Annotated in this window: 15 protein-coding genes; 4 read left to right on the forward strand and 11 right to left on the reverse strand. The window is 37.2% G+C overall.

The window, feature by feature from the left end; all coding sequences use genetic code 11:
- Positions 1–61: 61 nt before the first annotated feature.
- Positions 62–604, reverse strand: coding sequence for a DUF4287 domain-containing protein (locus tag CSC80_RS09400; protein WP_074669982.1), 543 nt, complete (start codon positions 602–604; stop codon positions 62–64).
- Between the two features lie 251 nt (positions 605–855).
- On the opposite strand from CSC80_RS09400, the gene CSC80_RS09405 reads away from it, so the two are divergent.
- Genes CSC80_RS09405 through CSC80_RS09415 form a run of 3 tightly spaced genes read left to right on the forward strand, consistent with a single transcriptional unit; the run spans position 856 to position 7,645 of the window.
- A complete protein-coding gene (locus tag CSC80_RS09405) occupies positions 856–4,179 on the forward strand; it encodes a transglutaminase family protein (RefSeq protein WP_099191235.1) in 3,324 nt (1,107 codons plus the stop codon).
- Between the two features lie 11 nt (positions 4,180–4,190).
- Positions 4,191–6,752 (forward strand): circularly permuted type 2 ATP-grasp protein, encoded by a 2,562-nt coding sequence (locus tag CSC80_RS09410; RefSeq protein ID WP_099191237.1) that lies wholly within the window; start codon positions 4,191–4,193, stop codon positions 6,750–6,752.
- Positions 6,753–6,754: 2 nt separating this feature from the next.
- Positions 6,755–7,645, forward strand: coding sequence for a transglutaminase family protein (locus CSC80_RS09415; RefSeq protein ID WP_099191239.1), 891 nt, complete (start codon positions 6,755–6,757; stop codon positions 7,643–7,645).
- Positions 7,646–7,840: 195 nt separating this feature from the next.
- Here the strand turns inward: CSC80_RS09415 and CSC80_RS09420 are convergent, their stop codons facing one another.
- The 5 genes from CSC80_RS09420 to CSC80_RS09440 all read right to left on the reverse strand — a co-directional run bounded on the left by CSC80_RS09420 (position 7,841) and on the right by CSC80_RS09440 (position 13,433).
- Entirely contained in the window at positions 7,841–8,506 is a 666-nt protein-coding gene (locus CSC80_RS09420; RefSeq protein ID WP_099191241.1) for a response regulator, read from the reverse strand.
- Between the two features lie 3 nt (positions 8,507–8,509).
- On the reverse strand, positions 8,510–10,174 hold the full coding sequence (locus CSC80_RS09425) for a hypothetical protein (RefSeq protein ID WP_099191243.1): 1,665 nt from the start codon (positions 10,172–10,174) through the stop codon (positions 8,510–8,512).
- 277 nt (positions 10,175–10,451) lie between these two features.
- Positions 10,452–11,120 carry a bifunctional 4-hydroxy-2-oxoglutarate aldolase/2-dehydro-3-deoxy-phosphogluconate aldolase gene (locus tag CSC80_RS09430; protein WP_071340327.1) on the reverse strand — a complete coding sequence of 223 codons (669 nt, stop codon included), beginning with the start codon at positions 11,118–11,120 and terminating at the stop codon, positions 10,452–10,454.
- A gap of 9 nt (positions 11,121–11,129) precedes the next feature.
- Positions 11,130–12,350 carry a 6-phosphofructokinase gene (locus CSC80_RS09435; protein WP_099191245.1) on the reverse strand — a complete coding sequence of 407 codons (1,221 nt, stop codon included), beginning with the start codon at positions 12,348–12,350 and terminating at the stop codon, positions 11,130–11,132.
- Between the two features lie 36 nt (positions 12,351–12,386).
- A complete protein-coding gene (locus CSC80_RS09440; RefSeq protein ID WP_058105187.1) occupies positions 12,387–13,433 on the reverse strand; it encodes a sugar kinase in 1,047 nt (348 codons plus the stop codon).
- Positions 13,434–13,583: 150 nt separating this feature from the next.
- Between CSC80_RS09440 and CSC80_RS09445 the strand changes: the two genes are divergently transcribed.
- Entirely contained in the window at positions 13,584–14,600 is a 1,017-nt protein-coding gene (locus CSC80_RS09445) for a LacI family DNA-binding transcriptional regulator (RefSeq protein WP_058105188.1), read from the forward strand.
- A gap of 52 nt (positions 14,601–14,652) precedes the next feature.
- Here the strand turns inward: CSC80_RS09445 and CSC80_RS09450 are convergent, their stop codons facing one another.
- The 5 genes from CSC80_RS09450 to CSC80_RS09470 all read right to left on the reverse strand — a co-directional run bounded on the left by CSC80_RS09450 (position 14,653) and on the right by CSC80_RS09470 (position 22,366).
- Positions 14,653–15,414: an SDR family NAD(P)-dependent oxidoreductase gene (locus CSC80_RS09450; RefSeq protein WP_058105189.1), complete on the reverse strand. Its 762-nt coding sequence runs from the start codon at positions 15,412–15,414 to the stop codon at positions 14,653–14,655.
- Between the two features lie 33 nt (positions 15,415–15,447).
- Positions 15,448–16,749, reverse strand: a complete 1,302-nt coding sequence (locus CSC80_RS09455; RefSeq protein WP_071340325.1) for an MFS transporter — start codon at positions 16,747–16,749, stop codon at positions 15,448–15,450.
- Between the two features lie 118 nt (positions 16,750–16,867).
- Positions 16,868–17,569 carry a FadR/GntR family transcriptional regulator gene (locus CSC80_RS09460; RefSeq protein ID WP_058105191.1) on the reverse strand — a complete coding sequence of 234 codons (702 nt, stop codon included), beginning with the start codon at positions 17,567–17,569 and terminating at the stop codon, positions 16,868–16,870.
- Positions 17,570–17,774: 205 nt separating this feature from the next.
- Positions 17,775–19,304 carry a RagB/SusD family nutrient uptake outer membrane protein gene (locus tag CSC80_RS09465; protein ID WP_074669973.1) on the reverse strand — a complete coding sequence of 510 codons (1,530 nt, stop codon included), beginning with the start codon at positions 19,302–19,304 and terminating at the stop codon, positions 17,775–17,777.
- 26 nt (positions 19,305–19,330) lie between these two features.
- Positions 19,331–22,366: a TonB-dependent receptor gene (locus tag CSC80_RS09470; protein ID WP_099191247.1), complete on the reverse strand. Its 3,036-nt coding sequence runs from the start codon at positions 22,364–22,366 to the stop codon at positions 19,331–19,333.
- Positions 22,367–22,849: the final 483 nt, after the last annotated feature.

Below are 22,849 nucleotides of genomic sequence, written 5' to 3' on the forward strand. Positions count from 1 at the left end.
AGGTACAGTGCCAAGAAAATGTATGATAGCTTAATGCGATATAATTAATGAAAGGGTTGTGTTAAATAGCTTTTTCATAAGCCTCTTTTAGCCAATCAATTAATTCGGTATCCACTTGTGAAACTTCGGTAAGTTGAACTCTATGGGTGCACATGGTGCCGAACGGACCGGAATTTTGCAGGCGCTCAGTAGTTGGCTTGTCTTTTATTTTTAATCCTAAATCTATTCTAGTTTTGGTAGCAGGTTTTATCAATGCAAATTGCTTTTTACGAATGATACTTACAGTGGTTTTCTTTGGGGTTATGGTAATATCATCTCCAAAAGGCTTTATTACAAGTAGCAGCTTTTCATAAATAGGGAGTAGGCTTTCTTTCCCTTTGTATTGCTGATCCACCAAATCCGTTGGAGCATGGTTTTCTTCTTTTGAAAGGGTAACAATGGTATTTGCAAAACCGTGGGTAACACCGTGTTCTTTCTTTAAATAATTGACACCTTCAGAATGTTTGGTAAATGACTTTTCTTTAAGAATGGTCTTCCATTCGTTCAATGATTTTCCTGTCTTTTCAGGCATGTTGTCGATCATGGTTTGCAGTGCCTTTTCCATAAGTAGAGCGTTTTATGTATGTTTCAATTTACAAAAAAATAGTAACCCCTTGGGTTGCGTTATTCAGCACCATCTTTTTTTCAATGTTAACCCATCCAAAAAAGATCAACAAACACCCCCTAACATTAGCAATCTATCAATAAATAGCGTTCCAACTCCAATTTGAATAAAAATTTTGTGATTCACGCCTACTTATATTCATTTGCTGATTATAGTGCTTATATTAGGTAGTACCGAAATCCCACAACCGTATGGCATTAAAAGTTGCAATTAAACACAAGACCAAGTATATCTACGATAGAAGTATAAATCTATCGCCACATATTTTTAGGTTGCGTCCGGCACCACATAGTAGAACACCAATAGAGGCTTATTCAATTAAAATTAAACCTGAAAATCATTTTTTTAATTGGCAACAAGACCCTTTTGGAAATTATTTGGCACGAATTGTTTTTCCCGATAAAACCACTGAGCTGTCAATTGATGTAGAAATTATAGCCGATTTAAAAACGATCAATCCGTTCGATTTTTTTGTTGAGGAAGCTGTAGAGGAATTTCCATTTAAATATTCCGATGAGGCTAAGAAAGAACTTTTGCCCTATTTGGAAAAAGTGGAGAGTGGTCCGTTGTTGAAAGAGTGGCTGTCAAAGATAGATTTGACTCCGCAAAGAAGTATTGATTTTTTAATTGGGTTAAATAGCAAATTGTATAATTACTTGGATTATACGTTGAGAATGGAGCCCGGGGTACAAACCTGTGAAGAGACCTTAGAGGCTAAGTTGGGTTCTTGTAGGGATTTTGCATGGTTACTGGTGCAAACACTTCGTCATTTAGGTTTGGCGGCTCGCTTTGTTTCCGGGTATTTGGTGCAATTGAAATCGGATGAAAAATCATTGGACGGTCCGTCAGGGCCAGAAGAAGATTTCACCGATTTACATGCATGGGCAGAAGTATATTTACCAGGTGCCGGATGGATCGGTCTAGACGCCACATCTGGTTTGTTTACGGGAGAAGGTCATATTCCATTGGCATGTACACCATCTTATGAAAGTGCCGCACCGGTAAGCGGATTTAGTGATTTTGCCGAAACTACCTTTGAATTTGAAAATTCGGTTACTAGAATTTTTGAATCGCCACGTGTAACCAAGCCCTACACAGATGAACAATGGCAAGCAATCTATGATCTTGGTTTTAAGGTAGAGGAAGAATTGCAGGCCAATGATGTTCGTTTAACTATGGGAGGCGAACCTACATTTGTCTCTATAGATGATATGGAATCTGAGGAGTGGAATACCGCTGCAGATGGTCAACACAAAAGGGAACTGGCGAGCAAACTTTCCATTAGGTTACTAGAGGTATTTGGTAAAGGGGGGCTCTTGCACCACGCACAGGGTAAATGGTATCCTGGAGAGGCCTTGCCGCGTTGGCTCATTGGTATCCACTGGCGCAAAGACGGAAAACCCATTTGGAACGATCCAAGTTTATTGGCATCTTTTTCTGAGGAATATAAAATGCCCAGAAATATTACCAAACGATTTTTAAAGACCTTAGGTGGCTATTTGGGTTGTAAGACCAACAGTGTAATGCCAGCCTATGAAGATGCCTTTTACTTTTTATGGGAAGAAGGAAAATTACCGGTAGATGTCAATCCTAAAAAATACAATAAAGATGATGGTCACCTACGCAGAAAATTGGGTGAAATATTGGAAAATGGAATTGGTGAAGTAGTAGGTCACGTATATCCTTTGACAAAAAAGAACAATAAATGGCTTACGAACAAATGGAAGTTTAGAAATAAACATTTGTTTCTTACACCCGGTAATTCCGCTATAGGACTTCGTTTGCCTTTGGCGGCATTGCCCCAAGACCCACCAATACCTTCAGAACCAACGGCAGAGGTAGAGTTGTTTGAACCCTCGCCGGATTTGCCAAAACCTGGCGATGCATTGGAAAAACGGTTGAAATTAAAATCTATAGGTCACCCAAGAAAGCACCCATATGTGCGTACGGCAATTTGTGCAGAGGTCAGGGAGAATAAATTATTTCTTTATTTGCCTCCGTTAGATAGTGCCGAAGACTTTTTGGACTTGGTGGCAAGTATAGAAGCTACGGCAAAAGAATTGAAAGTTCCGGTGATTCTAGAAGGCTATGAACCACCTCGTGATAATAGGTTGGAAGTTTTAAAGGTGACCCCTGATCCAGGTGTTATTGAGGTAAACGTACATCCTGCGAAAAACTGGCAAGAACTTACGGACAATACGCTAACCTTATATGCCGAAGCAAAGCAGGCCCGCTTAGGAACCGAAAAATTTATGCTAGATGGTAAGCATACCGGTACAGGCGGTGGTAATCACGTTACCTTGGGCGGTGTAACTCCGGCTGATAGTCCGTTATTACGTAACCCGCAGTTATTACGAAGTCTTTTGACTTTTTGGCAACATCACCCCGGACTGTCCTACTTGTTCTCAGGAGCATTTATAGGGCCTACTAGTCAGGCTCCACGAGTAGATGAGGCAAGGTTGGAGAACTTGTATGAACTTGAAATTGCCTTTTCGCAAATACCAGATGATAAAGAGGTCCCGTTTTGGATCACTGACCGTCTGTTCAGGCATTTGTTGACGGACATAACAGGGAATACCCATAGAGCGGAGTTTTGTATAGATAAATTATACTCTCCGGATTCTTCTTCCGGGCGCTTGGGTATCTTGGAGCTACGTGCTTTTGATATGCCTCCTCATGCGCAAATGAGCTTAATGCAAATGTTGTTGGTGCGTACGTTGGTATCATGGTTTTGGAAAAAACCGTACAAGCACAAATTGGTGCGTTGGGGTACAGAATTACATGACAAATTCTTGCTGGAGCATTATGTAAAAGAAGATATCAAGGATATTGTAGAGCAGTTGAACCAAGCGGGATATCCGTTCAAATTAGATTGGTTTGACCCCTTCTTTGAATTCCGTTTCCCGTTGTACGGTATGGTAGATGTCAATACCATACAAATGGAATTGCGTATGGCCATAGAACCGTGGAATGTGCTTGGTGAGGAAATGACCGGTGGCGGAACATCCCGTTATGTAGATTCTTCATTAGAGCGTGTACAGGTAAAAGTCAATAATTTTAATGAAAAGCGATACTCGTTAACTTGTAATGGAGTTAAAATTGAATTGAGCTCTACAGGAACAAAGGGCGAGTACGTAGCGGGAGTGCGTTTTAAGGCCTGGGAACCATGGTCTGCCTTACACCCGACTATTGGGGTAGATACTCCGTTGGTATTTGATATAGTTGATGATTGGAACAAAAAGTCGATTGGTGGCTGTACCTATTTTGTGGCACACCCAGGTGGTAGGTCGTATGACACCTATCCGGTAAATAGCTTAGAAGCAGAATCGCGCAGAATAAATAGATTTTGGGATATTGGCATGACACAAGATGAGGTAACTCCTACAGAATTGGTGGCCTCAACAAATTTTACGGGCAGAATGGTAGAACCTAAGAAAGGTTCAAATACATTTGCATACAAAGAGATGCCGGTCAACCCAGAGTATCCACATGTAACAGATTTGCGTAAGAAGTAATTGAAGAGGTAATGCCAACAACAAAAACCACGTGGTTCAATAATTATGATACCCAACAGGGCAATGATGAAATGTATTCATTGAACAATGGTATAAAACCCTATTGGAACAAACTATTGACCAGTTTTGATACCTTGGGGGTCACGGGCCTAACGGCACGTCAAAAAGATATAGACTGGTTATTGTCAGAAAATGGGGTCACTTATAATGTATACAACGATCCACAGGGTATGCATAGACCTTGGAACCTTAATGTGGTTCCTTTTATGCTGCACCAAAATGAGTGGGCAGAGGTAGAGGAAGGGTTAAAGCAAAGGGCAGAACTGCTCAACTTGGTGTTAAAAGATGTCTACGGCGACCGAAAATTAATAAAAAACGGTATTGTACCCTATGAAGTAATTTATGGGCATAGGGGTTTTCTTAGGCAATGTTCCGGTATGGAGCTTCAGTTAGAGCAGTATTTGTCTATTTATGCCGCAGATTTATGCCGTGGAACAGATGGGCGTTTATGGGTAGTAAATGACAGAACAGAAGCACCATCAGGTATGGGGTATGCTTTAGAGAATAGATCCACGACCAGTAGAATTCTGCCGGATTTGTACGCGGAAATGAAAGTGAAGCGTTTATCCGGATTTTTTCAGGAATTCAATCAAATGCTTATTGATGCCGCACCTGGGAAAAAGGAAAATCCGAATATTGTGATTCTTACACCAGGCTCACATAACGAAACCTATTTTGAACATGCCTATATGGCGTCTTTCTTAGGATATCCATTGGTACAAGGTAATGATATGGTGGTGCGTGATGGCTTTCTTTGGATGAAGTCTTTACAAGGCTTAAAGCAGATCGATGTGGTATTGCGTAGGGTAGACGATGCCTTTACCGATCCCTTGGAACTACGGGAGGATTCACATTTGGGCGTAGCCGGATTATTGGATGTTGTACGAAGAAACAATGTAGCGGTCATAAACCCCATAGGAAGTGGAGTTATTGAAAATCCGGGATTGATTCCGTTTATGCCGGCCATAGCAAAATTCTTTATGGATGAGGAATTAAAATTACCTCAGATCGCATCATGGTGGTGCGGACAAGAAAAGGAAAGAAATTTTGTCTTGGATAACATATCAAAATTGGTCATAAAAAGAATAGATCGTACCAACAGGGAAAGTATCTATTTTGGAGAACTAATGAGTGCTGAAGCATTGGATGAACTTAAAAAAGTCATTTTGGAGCGTCCCTATCGTTTTGTTGCACAGGAACGGATTAATTTCTCAACGGCTCCCAATTTTACAAATGATAAATTAGCGCCAAGAAATGTTGTGGCAAGAGCGTTTTGCATCGCATCTAAAAAAGACTATTCCGTAATGCCAGGTGGTTTGGTTAGGGTGGCACCAGATGGCGAGACGGTAAGGGTGTCTAATCAAAGAGGTGGCACCAGTAAAGATTTTTGGATATTGGACGATGAACCCATTGTGGAAGAAAAAAATAGGCATTGGCAGCAAAAATCATCTATTGCCATTTCGGGACTAAATGATTTACCCAGCTTAACGGCAGAAAATTTATATTGGGCGGGGCGCTATGTGGGGCGTACATTGGTAAATGCACGTTTTTTACGTACGGTAATGCGACAAATGGCCATTGTGCAGAACAGAAACGAAAAACCCGATTCTGAAAAACTTAAAGTACTTTTTAAAGCGGTTACACAGTTAACGGGGACTTATCCTGGCTTCGTTGAAAGGTCAAAAGATGGCAAATTGGCCATGGATAATCCGTATGAAGAAATGTTGTCCGTTATTTTAGATAAGAATAGGGTAGGCAGTCTGGCGCATACCATAAGTATGTTCGGGAACTCCTATTATTCCATCCGTAATTTATGGTCCTCGGATATGTGGCGCGTATTTGAGAATATCCAAAAAATTTGGAACTCCCTGGTAGATGGTGATGATCACTCCATAAATAAAATTCTGAAAGTCCTAAATCAATTGATTACCCGGTTAATTGCATTTATGGGGCTTATTGAAGAAAGTATTATGGTGCAACAAGGTTTACTATTATACTTTATAGGGTTGCAATTGGAGCAAAGTAGTTTGAATATTACTAAATGTAGGGCCTTATTGACCATAAAATATGATGAGCAGGTAGAGTATGATTTGTTGGAGTACCTGTTGACCAGTCATGAAAGCCTTAATATATACAGGTACAGTTACCGCTCTCATATAGAGTTGGCACATGTGTTGGATCTAGTGGTGTTGGATCTAGATTATGCACGTTCATTGACCTTTATGATCAATAGATTGCAAAAAGATATCGCAAGATTGCCACACTCCAAACATGACCATCAGTTAAGTAACTATCAAAAATTTGTATTTGAGGCATTTTCAAAGTTAAGATTGGCAGAGTCTTCTAAGTTGGTTCAGACAAAATCTGAAACAGATGTTACAAGAGAGCAGTTAGATACCCTTTTAAAAGAACTTTCTGATTTGTTGTATAAAACCTCACAATCTATATCCAACACCTATTTTAATCATACGGACAAGCAAACACAATTGTTTACACAGTCATTTCCCATTTAATAATGATATTTAATATTACACATATTACCAAGTATGACTATAACGCTCCCGTTAGCTATTGTCATAATATTGCAACGTTACGCCCTAGAGAATCAAAAGGCCAGGAACTGTTGGATTATGCCATTGAAATATCGCCTGAACCAGCTGAAATTACCGAGCGTAAAGACTTTTTTGGAAATTATATAACCCGTTTTTCCATTCAAACCGAGCATAGAACATTAAAAGTAACCACAAAGAGTAAGATTAAACGGGAATACGCCCAATACCATGAATCTTTCAATAGCGAGGCATGTAAAAATATTACCATGAACCATGCCCTAGCTGCATTACAAGGGATGGATGCGGAAACTTTGGAAGCTAAGCAATATGTGCTGGAATCTATTTTTATTAGAAGGACGGATAAGGCGATTAGGAACTATGCAGAATTGTCCTTTAAGGGCGATAGATCAGTTTTTGAAGCTGCATATGAATTGATGCAACGCATTTATACCGACTTTGATTTTGATTCGGAATTCTCCACTATTTCCACGCCAATAGAGGAAGTGATGAAGGAAAAAAAAGGGGTCTGTCAAGATTTTGCCCAAATAGCCATTGCTTGTATACGGTCTGTAGGGTTGCCGGCACGCTATATAAGTGGTTATATAGAAACCTTACCTGCTCCTGGTAAAGAAAAATTAATAGGAGCCGATGCTTCCCATGCATGGTTTGCTATTTATATTCCAGGTTTCGGTTGGGTAGATTTTGATCCAACGAACAACCAGATACCCAAAGACCAACACATTGTGGTAGGCTGGGGTAGGGACTATTATGACGTACCACCTTTAAAAGGGGTTGTTTATGGTAGTGGACAGAGTAAATTAAAAGTGGCGGTTGATATTGCTGCTGTGGTTTAAAAGGAACCAAATGCTTATTTTATAAATAGGCCATACCTACCAAATCGGTCAGTTCCCCCGAAATACCTCTTCAGCAGGATGGCCATAGCAATATGTATTTTAATTCTGGTTAGTGTGCCTATTGCTAAGCAAGAACAAACCTAACACCATTATAACTAACAGTATTACGGTTTTCCGTAAGGCAACGGTTTATTTTTAGATTAGCCCTAAATCTTTTACGATAGCCACAAGGTGAATGGCATTATTGGCGTTGAATTGTATTCGCAATTTGTTCAATCTTTTTTCAATTGAACTTAGGCTAGCAGGTGAAATATTCTCTTTTTTATAGAGTGCGCTGATCTCATCTTGAGATAAGCCTTTACTAAGGTTGTCTAAAAGTGAAATATCGTAGTCATCAATTTCCAGTTCGTTCTCGGCACTAAATGCATTTGAAACTTCTGGGGATAAGAACTTTCCATCTTTAGCAACTTCACAAATAGCTTGGGTCAAATTTTTAAGTCCGGTTCTGCTTTTGCAAACATATGCATCTATATCATGCTGGTTAAAGAGAGTGCGCACAGCTTGCAAGCGATCTTCAACAGAATATACAATGACTTTTAGAGAAGGGAAATCTGACTTTAGTTTAGCCACTAAAGCCTGCCCTGATGGGTAAGTCTGTGACCTGTGGTCCACCTTAAATGATAGGTCCGATATTACAAGATCAAAAGGAACCGAATCCAAATCCGCCCTTTTTACTTTTAAATAGGCATCATCGCAATATTGAACTTGATCTATTTGTGAAACACCCAATTCGGTCAGTAATGAAAATACACCTTTATTGATGTCTTCCATATCCTCCGCAATTAAAACTTTTTTGAACATGCATTAAATAATTATTGATGCCTTAAAGCCATCACCTTGCTTGGATTCAAAATTAATAGTTCCATTTATAGAAGTGATACGGGATTCCGTATGTTGAAGGCCATTTTTCTTAAAAAGATCACATCCAACGCCATTATCACGATAATTAATATGAATTTTTTTTCCTTCTTTTTCAAAAACTAGGGTTACAAAAGTTGCGTGGCTATGTTTGCGCATATTGGTCATGAGCTCTTGCAATACCCTATAGATAGCTGTTTTTTTCATTTCAGAAATACCGTCCCAAGGCATTTTAGAAAGGTTACGGGTTATGATATTGACTTTGCTGTTTTTATATCCTAGCAATAAATCGTTTAATTGCTTGCCAAAATCTTTTCTAAGGTCAATTGCACTATTTTCTCTAGAAATATCTCGTGTTTTGGTGTAGATTTTTTCCATTTCATCTAAAATAGTAGTGTCAATTTCTGAATTGTTCTCAAGAGATGTCATCACTTTATACATGTCATTGGCAACTTCATCATGCACTTTTTTAGCAATTCTGGTTTCGGTTTTATAGATTTCTTCGATTTTAGCCTTTCTGTATCGGTTTCTGTAGATAAAATAAGAACCAACGAGAATTAGAAAAATAATAAAGGCAAGGGCTTGGTAAGCCAACCGCTTACGTGATTCTATTTCTTGTAATAGTATACTGGCTTGAGTTTTCTTTTGTTCTTCGGCTACATTATATTTTAGAAATGCATTTTTGTTCTCTGCTATTTGCTTGGCATTGGCTATGCTGTCGGTCAGTTTTTTATATTCATGAATAAGAGGATTCTTATCCATATTCATAAGTAATGATATGGATTCTAGTTTAAAAGAACTACTGTTGATCTTGTCTGAAAGGGATAGCGCTTTCTCTGCATAAAATAATGCTTTTGTAGTGTCTTTTCTATCCAAGTAATACTCTGATAAATGAGTGTTGCTCGCGTGCTGACCAATAAGGTCATTATTTTTTTGACGAAGTGTTAAAGCATTTTTTAAATTATCCAATCCCTCTGGAATGTGAAGTTTAGACTGTACAAGACCTAAATTATCGGTTACCAAGGTGGTTTGATAATCGTTGGCAAAATCAAAACGTTTTTCAAATAGAAACGAATAAATGTCCAATGCATTTTTATACTCCAAAAGATCTTTGTAGATATTGGCCTTATTGTTCAAAATGATAACACTATCGCTTAGTTTATTGGCAATTTGTAATGCGTTGTCAAAAGTTCTAATGGCTTCGGTTGCATTGTTGGATGCTCTATAAATACGCCCTAATTGGTTGTAAAGACCTACCCTAGAGTTGATCAAAGTATCTTTGGTCTGCATTGACTCAATAAGATTAAGGGCTTCAACAATATGATTTTCACTACTGAAATTATTACCAATTTTAAATTCAGCTATAGAAAGCAGCCTAAGGTCATAAATTGCATTTAAGGTATCTTTTGATTCTATATCCCGCTCTTTTTTCTTGGTAAAATAGTGAACGCCAGAGGGCAGGTCTTGAGGTTGAGAAGGGTTTAGAATTGCTTTTCTGTAATGTAGTGAACTATCTTTTGAAACTTGTGCTAAGGAGTGATTGGGTATTAGAAATATAAATAAAGCAAGGAATATAAATTGAGGGATGATTATGCTTAATTTGTTGTTCATACCTCTAAAATATAAACTAATTAGCTATTAATAATATTGAATTTTTTCTAAGATGGTAACTGTCTAAAATAGTTATAGTTACTTAAAACTAAATGTTGGGTTGTTAATTATTTATTGGCTGAAAATTTTATCTATCTTGAATTTTGTCCAAATAAAAAGGGCACAAAATCTGGCGTATTGCCATGATTTTAATGCCCTTTTCCAACTAACAACTTAAATATGCACTTTTAAAAGACTTTCCCGATAACAAGAATGTTTCAGGTACTGTCTCTATACTTTATGATCTTAATTTCTTGATAGTAGCCAAGGTTTCTTTTACCAAAGCTTCTAAACCTGCGTAATCTTTATTGTTTAAAATGTCTTTACTGATTAATTTTGAACCCATACCAACACAGGTAACCCCTGCATCAAACCAACCTTTTAGGTTGTCCTCATCTGTACTTACACCACCGGTAGGCATAATGCTGGTCCATGGTTGAGGTCCTTTAATGCCTTTTACAAAACCAGGGCCATATAAAGAACCAGGGAATAATTTTACGATCTCACAGCCCATTTCTTCGGCTTTGTTGATTTCGGTCAATGAACCGCAACCAGGAGACCATAATACTTTTCTACGGTTACAAACTATAGCAATATCTTCTCTTAAAGATGGAGTTACTATAAAGTTTGCGCCTATAGACATGTAATATGATGCAGCAGCTGCATCGGTTATAGAACCTACACCCATAATCATACCGGGTAAGTTCTTAATAGCATATTTGTTCAATTCAGAAAATACTTCAAAAGCGAAATCGCCACGAGCGGTAAATTCCATTAAACGTGCACCACCATCATAACAAGCTTGTAAAACCTTTTTACCTAACTCAATGTCTGGGTGGTAGAACAAAGGTACCATACCAGATTCCTTCATTACATTTGCTACTTCTATTCTTGAATATTGTGCCATTTGAATTTTTTATTTCTCGGTTAAAATTTTGTTGAAATCGTAGTCTGAAGGATGGTCCACATATTTTTTTGCATCTTCATAATCATCTTCACCTACATAGAATAAATTTTGGAAGCATAGTTCCGCCAACTCAGAATTGATATTGACCAAACGAGGAGCTATTTTACCATTTTCATCTTGAATATCGGATAAAAATAACGGTGTAATTTCACCTCTAGAATTTGCAGTGACCATACAACCACTTTTACCTTCGTCAAATAATTTTTTTACGCCCAGACCTAATACTGTACATAAGGTTAGGTCAAAGCCTATAGGTCTACAACAGCGTAATTCGTACCCTAGTTCTACTGGTCTACTTTTAATATCTATACCTAATTCCTTTAATTTCTTTTGAACGAGCATATTGAAAATATGCGCTTTACTAACATTACCTAATTCTGGGTGCCCGTGGTCATCATAAGTGAAATTTATATCACACTTTTTTAATTCTGAATCTGGCATGTTATGAAACACTCCCTCGCTGATCAAGGCAACACCGTAATGAATGTTCTCAATTTTACGTTTGATCATTGATGAAATGACCATGCGTACTACTTTATCAAAGGTGATTGCGGTACGATCAAACATTTCTGGTATGATCATCATTGGAAAATGGCAGCTTGCAGCAATACCAAATGCCAAATGACCGGCTGATCTTCCCATGGTAGACATAACAAACCAGTTTTGGCTTGTACGCGCATCCTCATAAGTTGTGTTACCTATGCGTACACCTTCATCTTTAGCAGAATGAAAACCAAATGTTGGGTTTCTGTCAGGTAATGGTAAATCGTTATCAATAGTCTTAGGTACGTGAATATTGGCTATTGAGATACCTTCTTTTTCTAGATAACCTGTAATTCTATTGGCAGTAGAGGCGGTGTCGTCACCACCTATACTTACCAACAGTTTTACATTATTATCAATAAACAGGTTAGTGTTTAGTTTTTCGTTTTTAGGTTTAAAACGACTCATTATCAAAGTGGAGCCACCTCTACTAAAAATCCGATCCGCATGGAAGAAATCAAACTCCTTGATTTGCGGATTGTCATCGAAAATTCCTTTAAAACCTTCATGCAAACCTAAAACACGATAATTGTCTTTTAAAAATGCCTTTGCCACAGTACTGATCACGGTATTTATACCAGGAGCAGGACCGCCACCGCAGAGGATTAAAATTGACTTTTGAGACATATTTTTGGTTTTAGAGGATAAAGGATAATGTTTTTATTATCTAGCAACTCTACCAGAAGCATCACCACCCATTAGTTTCTCAACTTCAGAAACTGTAACTAGGTTGGCATCACCTTTGATCGTATGTTTTAAACAAGATGCTGCAACTGCAAAATCAAGTGCATTTTGGTCATCTTCTGGGTATTTTAATAATCCGTAGATCAAACCACCCATGAAAGAATCTCCACCACCAACACGGTCAACGATGTCGGTAATTTGATATTGACGGGTTTCGTACATTTTATTTCCATCCCAAAGAACACCGGCCCATGTGTTATGCGAAGCAGAAATAGAACCTCTTAAAGTAGTGATCACTTTTTTAGCTTTAGGGAATTTCTTCATCATTTGCTTACATACAGATAAGAAAGCTTCAGCCTTAACATCAGCACCATCTTTATGTACATCTAAACCTTCTGGGTGAATACCAAAGTGCTTTTCGGCATCTTCTTCGTTACCTAATATAATATCGCAATATTCGGTTAATCCGGCCATTATTTTTTCTCTGTGAGCATCGTCACAATATGTCCAAAGTTTGGCTCTATAATTTAAATCCGTAGAAATAGTAATTCCTTTTGCACTCGCAGCTTTAACAGCTTCTAAGCAAACATCTGCAGCACCTTGGGAAATTGCAGGTGTAATACCCGTCCAGTGGAACCATTCTACATCTTCGAATACGGCATCCCAATCGATCATTCCAGATTCTATTTCTGAAATTGCGGAATGAGCTCTATCATAAACTACTTTACTACCTCTAGATACCGCACCGGTTTCTAAGAAATAAATACCTAAACGATCACCACCGTATACTATTTTATCTACACCAACGCCTCTTTTGCGCATTTCCATCATGGCACACTCACCAATGTCATTTTTTGGTAAACGTGTTACGAAATCTACAGGAACACCATAATTAGCTAATGAAACAGCTACGTTAGATTCCCCTCCACCATATACTACATCAAAATTATTGGCTTGTGAAAACCTTAAAAATCCTTGTGGTGCTAAACGAAGCATGATTTCACCGAATGTTACTACTTTTTTCATGTTGACTATTAAGTTTAATATGTACTAAATTATCATTTGTTTAATCGATTAACCACTTGAGGTAAAAAATAACCAAAACAGACATTTTTTGTTTACTTTGATTAAAGTCTTACTTTTGGTTAATCGATTAAACAAATATATATAAAGTAATTGAATAAAAAAAGAACAACTTTAAAAGACATTGCCAATGTTTTGAATATTTCTACGGCAGCGGTTTCCAAGGCTTTAAATGACGATACCCGTATTAGTGTTAAGACGAAGAAGGCGGTAAAGCAAGTTGCAAAGGAATTAAATTACCAACCAAATCATTTGGCAAGTGCCTTACGAAAAGGTAAAAGTAATTTGGTAGGGGTAATTGTACCAAGAACAAATAGTAACTTCTTTTCATCGGTAGTTGAAAATATGGAAGGTGTTCTTAATAAAGCCGGATACAATATAATTATTACCCAATCTAACGAATCTTTTGAAAAGGAGTGTAAGAATATCGATGCACTTTTATATACCCAAGTTGATGGAATAATTGCGTCAATGGCGAATGAAACTGTAGATCTTTCTTATTATGAGAAAATAAAATCTAATGGAATTCCTTTAATATTGTTTGATAGGGGAGAGAATGACCTAAATGTGGATTACGTTGGTATAGACGATTATCAAAGTAGCCATATGATCGTAGACCATTTAGTGGGGCAAGGTTGTAAGCGCATAGCACATATTGGAGGATATAGAAGAACTAGAATTTTTAACAATAGAATACGTGGGTATGTTGATGCTATTAAAAAACATCATCTGCCACCAGATGAAGAATTACTTATAGAAAGTGGTTTGACCTTAGAGGACGGCAGGTTGCAAATTGAAAATTTATTATCTCTTAAAAACAGGCCTGACGCGGTTTACGTAGCAAGTGATTATGCCGCATTGGGTGCTTTACAGGTTCTTAAGGAAAAAGGTATTAGGGTGCCCCAAGATATTAAGTTGGTAGGCTTTGGAAATGAACCGTTTACTTCTTTGGTGACTCCTACCATTACAAGTATTAGTCAGCATAGTGCGCAAATAGGAAGGCTTGCTGCCGAAACCTTTTTAGGTTACGTTGAAAAGGAGGTTGTTGAACAAAAACTGAATAAATTAATATTGAATTCAGAACTGATAATTAGGGAATCATCAAAATAAAAGGCGTCAATGTAAATACAATGACGCCTTATTATTATAAACAGAGGTTTTATTAAATTCCTAAAGCTTGACCACCACCGATCTGTACAGTTTCGGCAGTAATGAAAGCTGCATCTTTGCTAGCTAAGAAAGAAACAACACCAGCTACATCTTCTGGCTGACCTAATCTACCTAGCATAATGTTATTTGCCCAAGAAGCAAAAACTTCTGGTTTCGTAGCTTTAATTTGAGCATGGAAAGGAGTGTCAATAGTACCAGGAGATACTGCATTTGCTCTAATACCATATTCAGCTAAATCTTTTGCCAAAGCTCTGGTCAAAGCATGAACTCCTGCTTTAGACGTACCATAGATACCAGCACCTGGTCCACCGGCTGTCCAACCTGCATTAGAGGTATAGTTGATTATAGATGGGTGCTCACCTTTTTTAAGGTAAGGTATTGCAGCTCTAGAAGCAAAGAAAGCTGAATCTAAGTTCAAGGCCATAACACCTCTATAGAATTCAGTTGTCATTTCTTCAAAACGAGATCTACCACCTAGACCACCAGCGTTGTTTACCAATGTATCTATTTTACCATATTTTTCACCGATTGCTTTAATGTTTTTTGCCACCGCTTCTTCATTGGTAACATCAAATCCTAAGTACTCGGCAGTAATACCTTCTGCAGTAAGTTCTTTAATTCTTTCGGCACCAGCTTCGTCATCTATTCCATTTAAGATAACGGTGTAACCATCTTGTCCTAATCTTTTAGCAACTGCAAATCCGATTCCTCCAGTTGCTCCTGTAATTACTGCTACTTTTCCTTCTGTACTCATGTTATAATTATTTTAATCTATTCTTAATTCAGTTTATTTATTTTCATTTAACGGTTCAATTTTACCGCATAATATCCAGATGCTGGCTAAAGCTATAATAGCCATTGTTGCGCCGATGATAAAAGCTGGTGTATAGTTACCTCCAGATGTTAACCAAGGCACTAAATAAATTAATGCCGCTGCGGTTAATTTAGCAGCCATACCCGCTATACCCGATAAAGTTCCAATTGTTTTGCCTCCAAAAAAATCACTAGGCAATGTTTGAACATTTCCGATTGCAGTTTGGAAACCAAATAAGATAAGGGCCATTATTAAAACAGCTGTAGTTGGTCCGCCCGGATTTGCCATGGCCAATAAGCTAGGCAACATGATTAAACATCCTATTGTGATAATTATTTTTCTAGTTTTATCGACAGTCCATCCTGCTTGTAAACGATTTTGGGCAAATAATCCACCAAACCAAGCACCTAGCATTGCTCCTACATAGGGAACCCAACCATAAATACCAATGGTCTTTACATCCATGCCGTATACTTCGTTAAGGTAGATTGGAATCCATACTACGAATAACCACCATATTGGGTCAATTGCAGCTGAAGCTATTATAACACCCCAACTTTGTTTATGTGAGAGTAGTTTTTTTGTATCTGGGTTGTATCCTTCATCAGGCGTGCCATCATTATCTATATCTTGATTTTGCTGACCGGTCAAGATGTAGTGACGTTCCTCATCTGATATCCAAGGATGTTTTTTTGGTGGAGCTTTAACTAAAATTAGCCAAGGAATTAACCATAACAGACCAATTAGTCCTACGATAATAAAAATCATTTGCCAACTGAAATATACAGTCATAAAGGCAATGGCCGGTATTGCAATTATACCACCTACTGCTGCACCTGAATTAAATAAACCTTGGGCAAATGCTCTTTCCTTTGTGGGAAACCATTCCGCATTCGCTTTTGCTGCCCCAGGCCAGTTACCAGCTTCGGCGATTCCTAAAATAGTTCTGAAGAAACCGAAACTTAATACACCTTGTGCAAGCGCGTGTAAGGCAGTAGCTATAGACCAAACACCAATTGACAAGGCAAACCCTATACGAGTGCCCACCCAATCTAATATTTTTCCGAATATAGCTTGTCCAAATGCGTAGGCGAACATAAATACTACCGATATAGTTGCGAAAATTTCTTTTCGCTCGTCATTGGTACTATCAGGAAATAAGTCTTCAGCAATATCTGGCCAAAGTACTCCAATAGACTGTCTGTCTATGTAATTAATAATAGTCGCTAATGCAATCAAAGCGATAACCCACCATCTTAAACCCTTAACTTTCATAATTCTTTATTTATTGGTTATTGCTTACCGATGAGAATAAGTGGACGTTTTATGCTGGTATATAAAAATCCTTGTATTATCATTCAGCTGGTTAATTAGGATAAATTAAATCATCCGTTTAAATATTGTAACAATACTTGTATAGCTCATTAAAATGATCTTTCATCATTTGTTTCGCTAATTGAGTATCTTGTTCTTTAATAGCGTCAAAAATGTTTTGATGCTCTTTAATTCGTTTTGGACCTTGGTCTTTATCACAAACATGATATTTCTCAAAGTTGTTGATAATCTCTGGCGTAATAATCAACATCATTCTATTTATAGTGCTATTTCCACAAGCTTGGGCAATAGCTAAATGAAAGAGTAAATCTTCTTGTACGGCCTCTTCATTATTCAAGACTTTCTCTTTATAAGATTCTAAAGCCGCTTCCATTTTAGCCAAATCTTCTTCCGTTCTTCTTTTTGCTGCTAGTCTAACTGTTTTAAGTTCTAGTAATATTCTAGTTTCTACCAATGATTTAAAATCTGGATCCTCTAGTGCAAGGATATCTTTCATCATCCCTTTCATGGCAACTGGTCCTATATCTGCAACAAAGGTTCCACTTTGTGGTTTAGATTTTAATATGCCATAGAACTCAAGTTTTTGAATAGCTTCTCTAATATTATTTCTACTTACTTCAAATTTTTCTGATAGCATGCGCTCAGAAGGCAATTTGTCACCTGGCTCAAGATTCTTGTTCAGTATGAGATCCCTTATTTTAGCAATAATGGTATTGTGAAGTTCCTTATGTTCATTTCTTGTTAAGATTTCCAACTTCATAGTTCACATTTTTTTAGTTACGGAAAAAATTGGTTAACCAGATTGGTTTGTCAAATTTAAAAAAATAACTGTATAAACAAATTTTTCGCCGGTCTAATGTTCAGAACTTCTTTTGTTGTAAGGGAAAAGATGGGCTGGCTATCTCAAAAAGCCAGCCATCTTTTAAAAAACCAACTCAAACAACTTCTTTAATATGATCTATATTTTAATACCCTGGGTTTTGTGTTAGGTTAGGGTTTCTTTCCAATTCATCTTCAGGTAATGGAAGTAAATAATCATCTTCAGAGAAAAAGGGCTTTTCACCTTCTAATCCAGATGCTCCAAATACTTCATTTCCGATTCTTCTTCTAGCGATATCGTACCATCTTATGCCTTCAAAAGCAAATTCAAGTCTTCTTTCTTCTAAAACGTCATCAACAGTAACGGTTCCTGTAAGATCTGCAGGTTCATCACTAGGATCTACTACTACGGTAACACCTGCACCCGTTTGGGTTTCTCCGCCCATTCTTGCTCTTGCTCTCACTTGGTTAATATAATTCAACGCAGTTGCATTGTCTCCTAATTCTACTGCCGCTTCTGCTGCAATTAATAATACTTCCGCATAACGAATCATAGAATAGTTATGGCTAGTTGCTCTAGCGTTCGCACGGGCAAATGGTCCAGGGAAACGAGTGTATTTTGCAATGTAAGGGTTGTTTTTTGCAAATTCATGACCACTAATGTCAAATTGAGTGTAGTCAACAACTGTACCTCCAATAGATACTTCGTCATCCATACTAACCGCTCTTCTGTAATCTGCAGCATCCCATGTAGTATATACTTCTAAAGTTGGTACGGCTACAGACCATCCTCCTCCTAGGTTTCTATCGTCGCCTCTGATACCGGTCATAGGAGCTGTTTGATCATAAGCATTATCGTCTGCTTCAAAATTGTTATAATCCAATGCAAAAATTGGTTCAAGAGATGCGTCTATAGCATCAGCATTAAACAGATTTTGAAAATTAGGCTCTAATGCTAAATTATAAGTACCTGCATTGTCTATAACCTCTTGAGCTTCATTGTAAGCATTCTGCCATTGTTCCAATGTAAGATAAACTAAGGCTAAATACGAACTAGCTGCCGCTTTTGAAGGTGTTGCTCTTGATGTCACCGTTGCTGGTAACCATGTTTTTGCGTACTCTAAATCTGAAATAATATTTTCATATACTTCCGCAGCTGGTGTTCTACTGATTGATGTAGCAGCGTCAAAATCAGTAACAGGAGCATCAATATAAGGAACATCTCCAAAAAGTCGTACTAAGTGAAAATAGTAGAATGCTCTTGCAAAATAAGCTTGTGCAGTTATCGGGTTTTTTATGGAATCATCAACATCTACATCTTCAGCACCTGCAATTGCAGCATTTGCAGCGGCAATACCTTGGTAAGTTCTTGGCCAAAATTCACTGATCATACCGTTACTTGCAAGAGTAGTGAATTCATTCATTTCAACTCTTCTTGTTTCATTAGAGGCAAGACTAACCATGTCTGATCGTAACATTAACGCAATAGACAATTTTCTTCCCCAGAACTTCTCGTTTATAGCATGTGTTAACGAACCATCTACTGCCGTTTGTATATTCGCAGGAGTTTCAAAGAAACCTTCTGCTGATAATATACCTACAGGCTCTTCTTCTAGATCTGAACAGCCCATTATTGATAAACCTACCAATAATAGTAATAATTTAAATATTTTCATTTTTCTTATTTTAAATTAATTCGTTATTAAAACTTTAAATTAAGGCTCATTGTAACAGTTTTTACTGTTGGGTAGTTACCAAAGTCAAAACCTTGAGCAGTGTTAGCAGAAGTATTATTGTTACCACCAGAACCGTAGTAACTAACTTCTGGATCTAAACCAGAATAATCTGTAAAGGTCAATAGATTTTGTCCACTTAAAGATACTCTTAGGTTATCAAGACCTAACTTTTCTGAAACTTCAGAAGGAACTGTATAGCCTAAAGAAATATTCTTAAGTCTTACATAACTACCGTCTTCCACAAAACGAGAAGAAATTTCTCTGTTACTGTTATTACCTACACGCGGAGTGTTTGTGTCTGTATTGGTTGGTGTCCAAGCGCTATTGTAATATGCTCTTGTAGTATTTGCATCACCGTTTGTTAACTGAACATTGGTCAAGTTAAAGATGTCACCACCTTGAGAACCTTGAAAGAAAATGCTTAGATCTAAGTTTCTGTATGTGAAATTGTTAGTGAAACCCCATGTGAAATCAGGGTTAGGGTTACCTATTGTTGTTCTATCTGCTTCTGTAATGTCACCACTTCCATCTACATCAACGAATAATGGATCACCTGCTACACCACCAGATAAAGTTTGTGTGCCATCTGGTGCTGTACCGCCTTGGTATACGCCAGCATATTCATAACCCCAGAAAAGACCTACTTCTTCGCCAACTCTTAAGATATAACTTCTATCATGGCTAAAATAACTTGGTGTTGCATCAAAAAACAAATCAGCATCGTTAACTAAGCTCACTACTTCATTTTTATTGAAGGCAATGTTAAAGTCAGTTGTCCATCTAAAGTCTTCTTTAAGAATATTTTTTGTGCTTAAAGCAATTTCAAGTCCTCTGTTGTTAATTTCCCCAACATTAGCTAGAATATCATCACCTGAGAACCCTAAGTATTCGGTGATACTATTATCCGTTAATATCAAATCTTTAGTGTCAATGTTATAGTAATCCAATGACATGGATATTCTATTGTTGACTAAACCTAGGTCAATACCAAAGTTTGTTTGATACGAAGATTCCCATTTCAAATTAGGATTTTCTGGTTGTTCCGGTGTTACGGCACTAACAGTTTGTCCGTTACTTGAAGCATAAAGAGTTTCAAGTCTTGATAAAGATTCGTAAGCCCCAATTGATGGGTTACCGGTTACACCGTAACTAGCTCTAAATTTCAAATTGGAAATAGCCTTACTATCTTTAAGGAAATTCTCATTGGAAACTTTCCATCCTAAAGCTGCAGAAGGGAAAAGAGCATACTTTTCGTTAGCAGAGAAGTTAGATGCACCATCTCTTCTTAGCGTTGCAGTCAATAAGTATTTATCATCATAATCATAGTTGAATCTACCAAATTGAGATTGGATTTCTACTTCTGATATTGAAGAATCTGGTTGTAATATATTGGTTGCAGAACCTAGGCCATAGTAAGAAAAACCATCAGAGATGAAACCGGTTGCTTCAGAGAAAAAGTTTTCCGAAACCGTTTTTTGGTAAGAGTAACCTCCTAATAAAGTTAAATTACTTTTTCCAAATTCTTTGTTGTAAGTCAAATAGTTTTCACTTAAAACACTTGTTTCTCTATCAGTATTTACAATTGCTCTTCCACTTTCACCACCTGCTGTTTGGGTTAATAATGAAGGTAAGTATATACCTCTAGTCTGGTTCTCTGTACTTAAACCAAAAGTACTTTTAAAGCTAAGACCTTCAATAATTTCATAGTTAGCGTAAAGGTTAGCTCTAAAATTATCAGTTTTTGTTTCATCTATTCTCTCTGTTGCTACAGCAAAAGGGTTGTCCACAGGGTCACCTACGGTATTACCAAATGTGTACGTTCCATCTGCGTTATATACAGGCTGGTCTGGCGCATATCTTAAAGCTAATGTAATCACATCATCTCCACCGGCAGAAACTGAACCGTCTGATTGAGTAGCGGAACCATTTTTAATTCCTCTACTTCCAAAAAGGTTCATACCTAATTTTAATTTATCCGTTACTTGAGCATCAACGTTAGATAAGAATGTTAATCTTTCAAAATCAGAACCTATAATAATACCTTCTTGCTTAAAATAGTTGGCAGAAGCGTAGAAGTTAATTTTCTCGCTACCACCTGAAAATGAAACTTGGTTATTAGATGTACTACCCGATCTATAGATCAAGTCTTGCCAATCTGTATCAGCTGGTCCTTGAGTATAAGGAGTGGCTACACCATTGTTAGTTCTAATTTGATTTTGATAATCGGCAAATTCACTGGCATTCAATAAATCTAATCTGTTAGAGATATTTTGAATGGCATAAGTAGTGTTGGCTTCAATTGATAATTTTCCACTTCTACCTTTTTTAGTAGTTACCAGTATAACACCATTAGAACCTCTTGATCCATAAATGGCGGTAGCAGATGCATCTTTTAAAACTTCCATTGACTGAATGTCATTTGCTTGTGGCATAGAAGCGCCAACAAAACCATCTACAACAACAAGTGGAGAACTACTTGCATTAATAGAGGTATTACCTCTAATTTTAATACTGATTGGAGCACCTGGCTCACCACCGTTGTTAGACTGTACAACAACACCAGCTGCACGACCTTGCAATGCTTGTTCTGCATTCAGTACAGGGTAAGCGTTTAATTCTTCTGATTTTACAGATGAAACAGAACCTGTAATATCACTTTTTTTCTGAGATCCATAACCTACAACAACAACTTCTTCAAGTTGACTTGCATCTTCAGCTAGTACAACGTCTAACGTTTGCTGGCCATTAATAGTAACAGATTTTTTAGCGTATCCAATGTAAGAAAACTCTAAAACATCGCCGTTTTTAACGGTAATGGAATAGTTACCATCAAAATCTGTAGAAGTTCCGGTTGTTGTATTTTGAATAACAACATTGGCACCGGGCACAGGCATATTTGTTTCGTCGGTAACCGTACCGGTCAGGTTGTACCCATCTTGTGCGAATAATGAAATGTTGACCAACAACATCATTATCAATGCTAATTTCGTTTTTAAATTCATTTTTGTCTTGTTATGTTAATTTAAGTTCGACTTGTTTTAAGCCTGATTAAGTCATTTAATCACTGTTTGATCTAGATTGATCTTTAATTCTTCTTGCTTATAGTATACAGTGGTAAATCATTACATAGTTCTAATGTGGAACTAAGGGGTAATCTCGTTGTTAATCTTAATTTTTGTCATTTAATTAATTGAAGTTTAAGTTCGAATTTAAGTTGAGTAATGTTGGAAATTTTGGTTTTCCAAACTGGTTATCCAATTTGGTTTACCAAATATATGTTATTTAATCGTTAAAAAAAGAGAAATTTACATTTTAACATCTTCGGGGTGGCTTAATTTTTATAAATCTGCTGTAAACCCTATATAATATTGAGGATTCGGTATTTAATTAACAAATGCTAACATTTTTGAGATAATGAATTTTGAATCCATTAATGCTAGTTTTTTATCCAAAATCTGTATTTTAATTCTTAAATTTGAACGGTT

The sequence above is a fragment of the Maribacter sp. 6B07 genome (assembly GCF_002700155.1).
In the GTDB taxonomy this organism is placed as follows: domain Bacteria; phylum Bacteroidota; class Bacteroidia; order Flavobacteriales; family Flavobacteriaceae; genus Maribacter; species Maribacter dokdonensis.

Coding starts and splice junctions, on each gene's coding strand:
- CSC80_RS09400 (WP_074669982.1), bottom strand. CDS start 604: ATGGAAAAGGCACTGCAAACCATGATCGACAACATGCCTGAAAAGACA.
- CSC80_RS09405 (WP_099191235.1), top strand. CDS start 856: ATGGCATTAAAAGTTGCAATTAAACACAAGACCAAGTATATCTACGAT.
- CSC80_RS09410 (WP_099191237.1), top strand. CDS start 4,191: ATGCCAACAACAAAAACCACGTGGTTCAATAATTATGATACCCAACAG.
- CSC80_RS09415 (WP_099191239.1), top strand. CDS start 6,755: ATGATATTTAATATTACACATATTACCAAGTATGACTATAACGCTCCC.
- CSC80_RS09420 (WP_099191241.1), bottom strand. CDS start 8,506: ATGTTCAAAAAAGTTTTAATTGCGGAGGATATGGAAGACATCAATAAA.
- CSC80_RS09425 (WP_099191243.1), bottom strand. CDS start 10,174: ATGAACAACAAATTAAGCATAATCATCCCTCAATTTATATTCCTTGCT.
- CSC80_RS09430 (WP_071340327.1), bottom strand. CDS start 11,120: ATGGCACAATATTCAAGAATAGAAGTAGCAAATGTAATGAAGGAATCT.
- CSC80_RS09435 (WP_099191245.1), bottom strand. CDS start 12,350: ATGTCTCAAAAGTCAATTTTAATCCTCTGCGGTGGCGGTCCTGCTCCT.
- CSC80_RS09440 (WP_058105187.1), bottom strand. CDS start 13,433: ATGAAAAAAGTAGTAACATTCGGTGAAATCATGCTTCGTTTAGCACCA.
- CSC80_RS09450 (WP_058105189.1), bottom strand. CDS start 15,414: ATGAGTACAGAAGGAAAAGTAGCAGTAATTACAGGAGCAACTGGAGGA.
- CSC80_RS09455 (WP_071340325.1), bottom strand. CDS start 16,749: ATGAAAGTTAAGGGTTTAAGATGGTGGGTTATCGCTTTGATTGCATTA.
- CSC80_RS09460 (WP_058105191.1), bottom strand. CDS start 17,569: ATGAAGTTGGAAATCTTAACAAGAAATGAACATAAGGAACTTCACAAT.
- CSC80_RS09465 (WP_074669973.1), bottom strand. CDS start 19,304: ATGAAAATATTTAAATTATTACTATTATTGGTAGGTTTATCAATAATG.
- CSC80_RS09470 (WP_099191247.1), bottom strand. CDS start 22,366: ATGAATTTAAAAACGAAATTAGCATTGATAATGATGTTGTTGGTCAAC.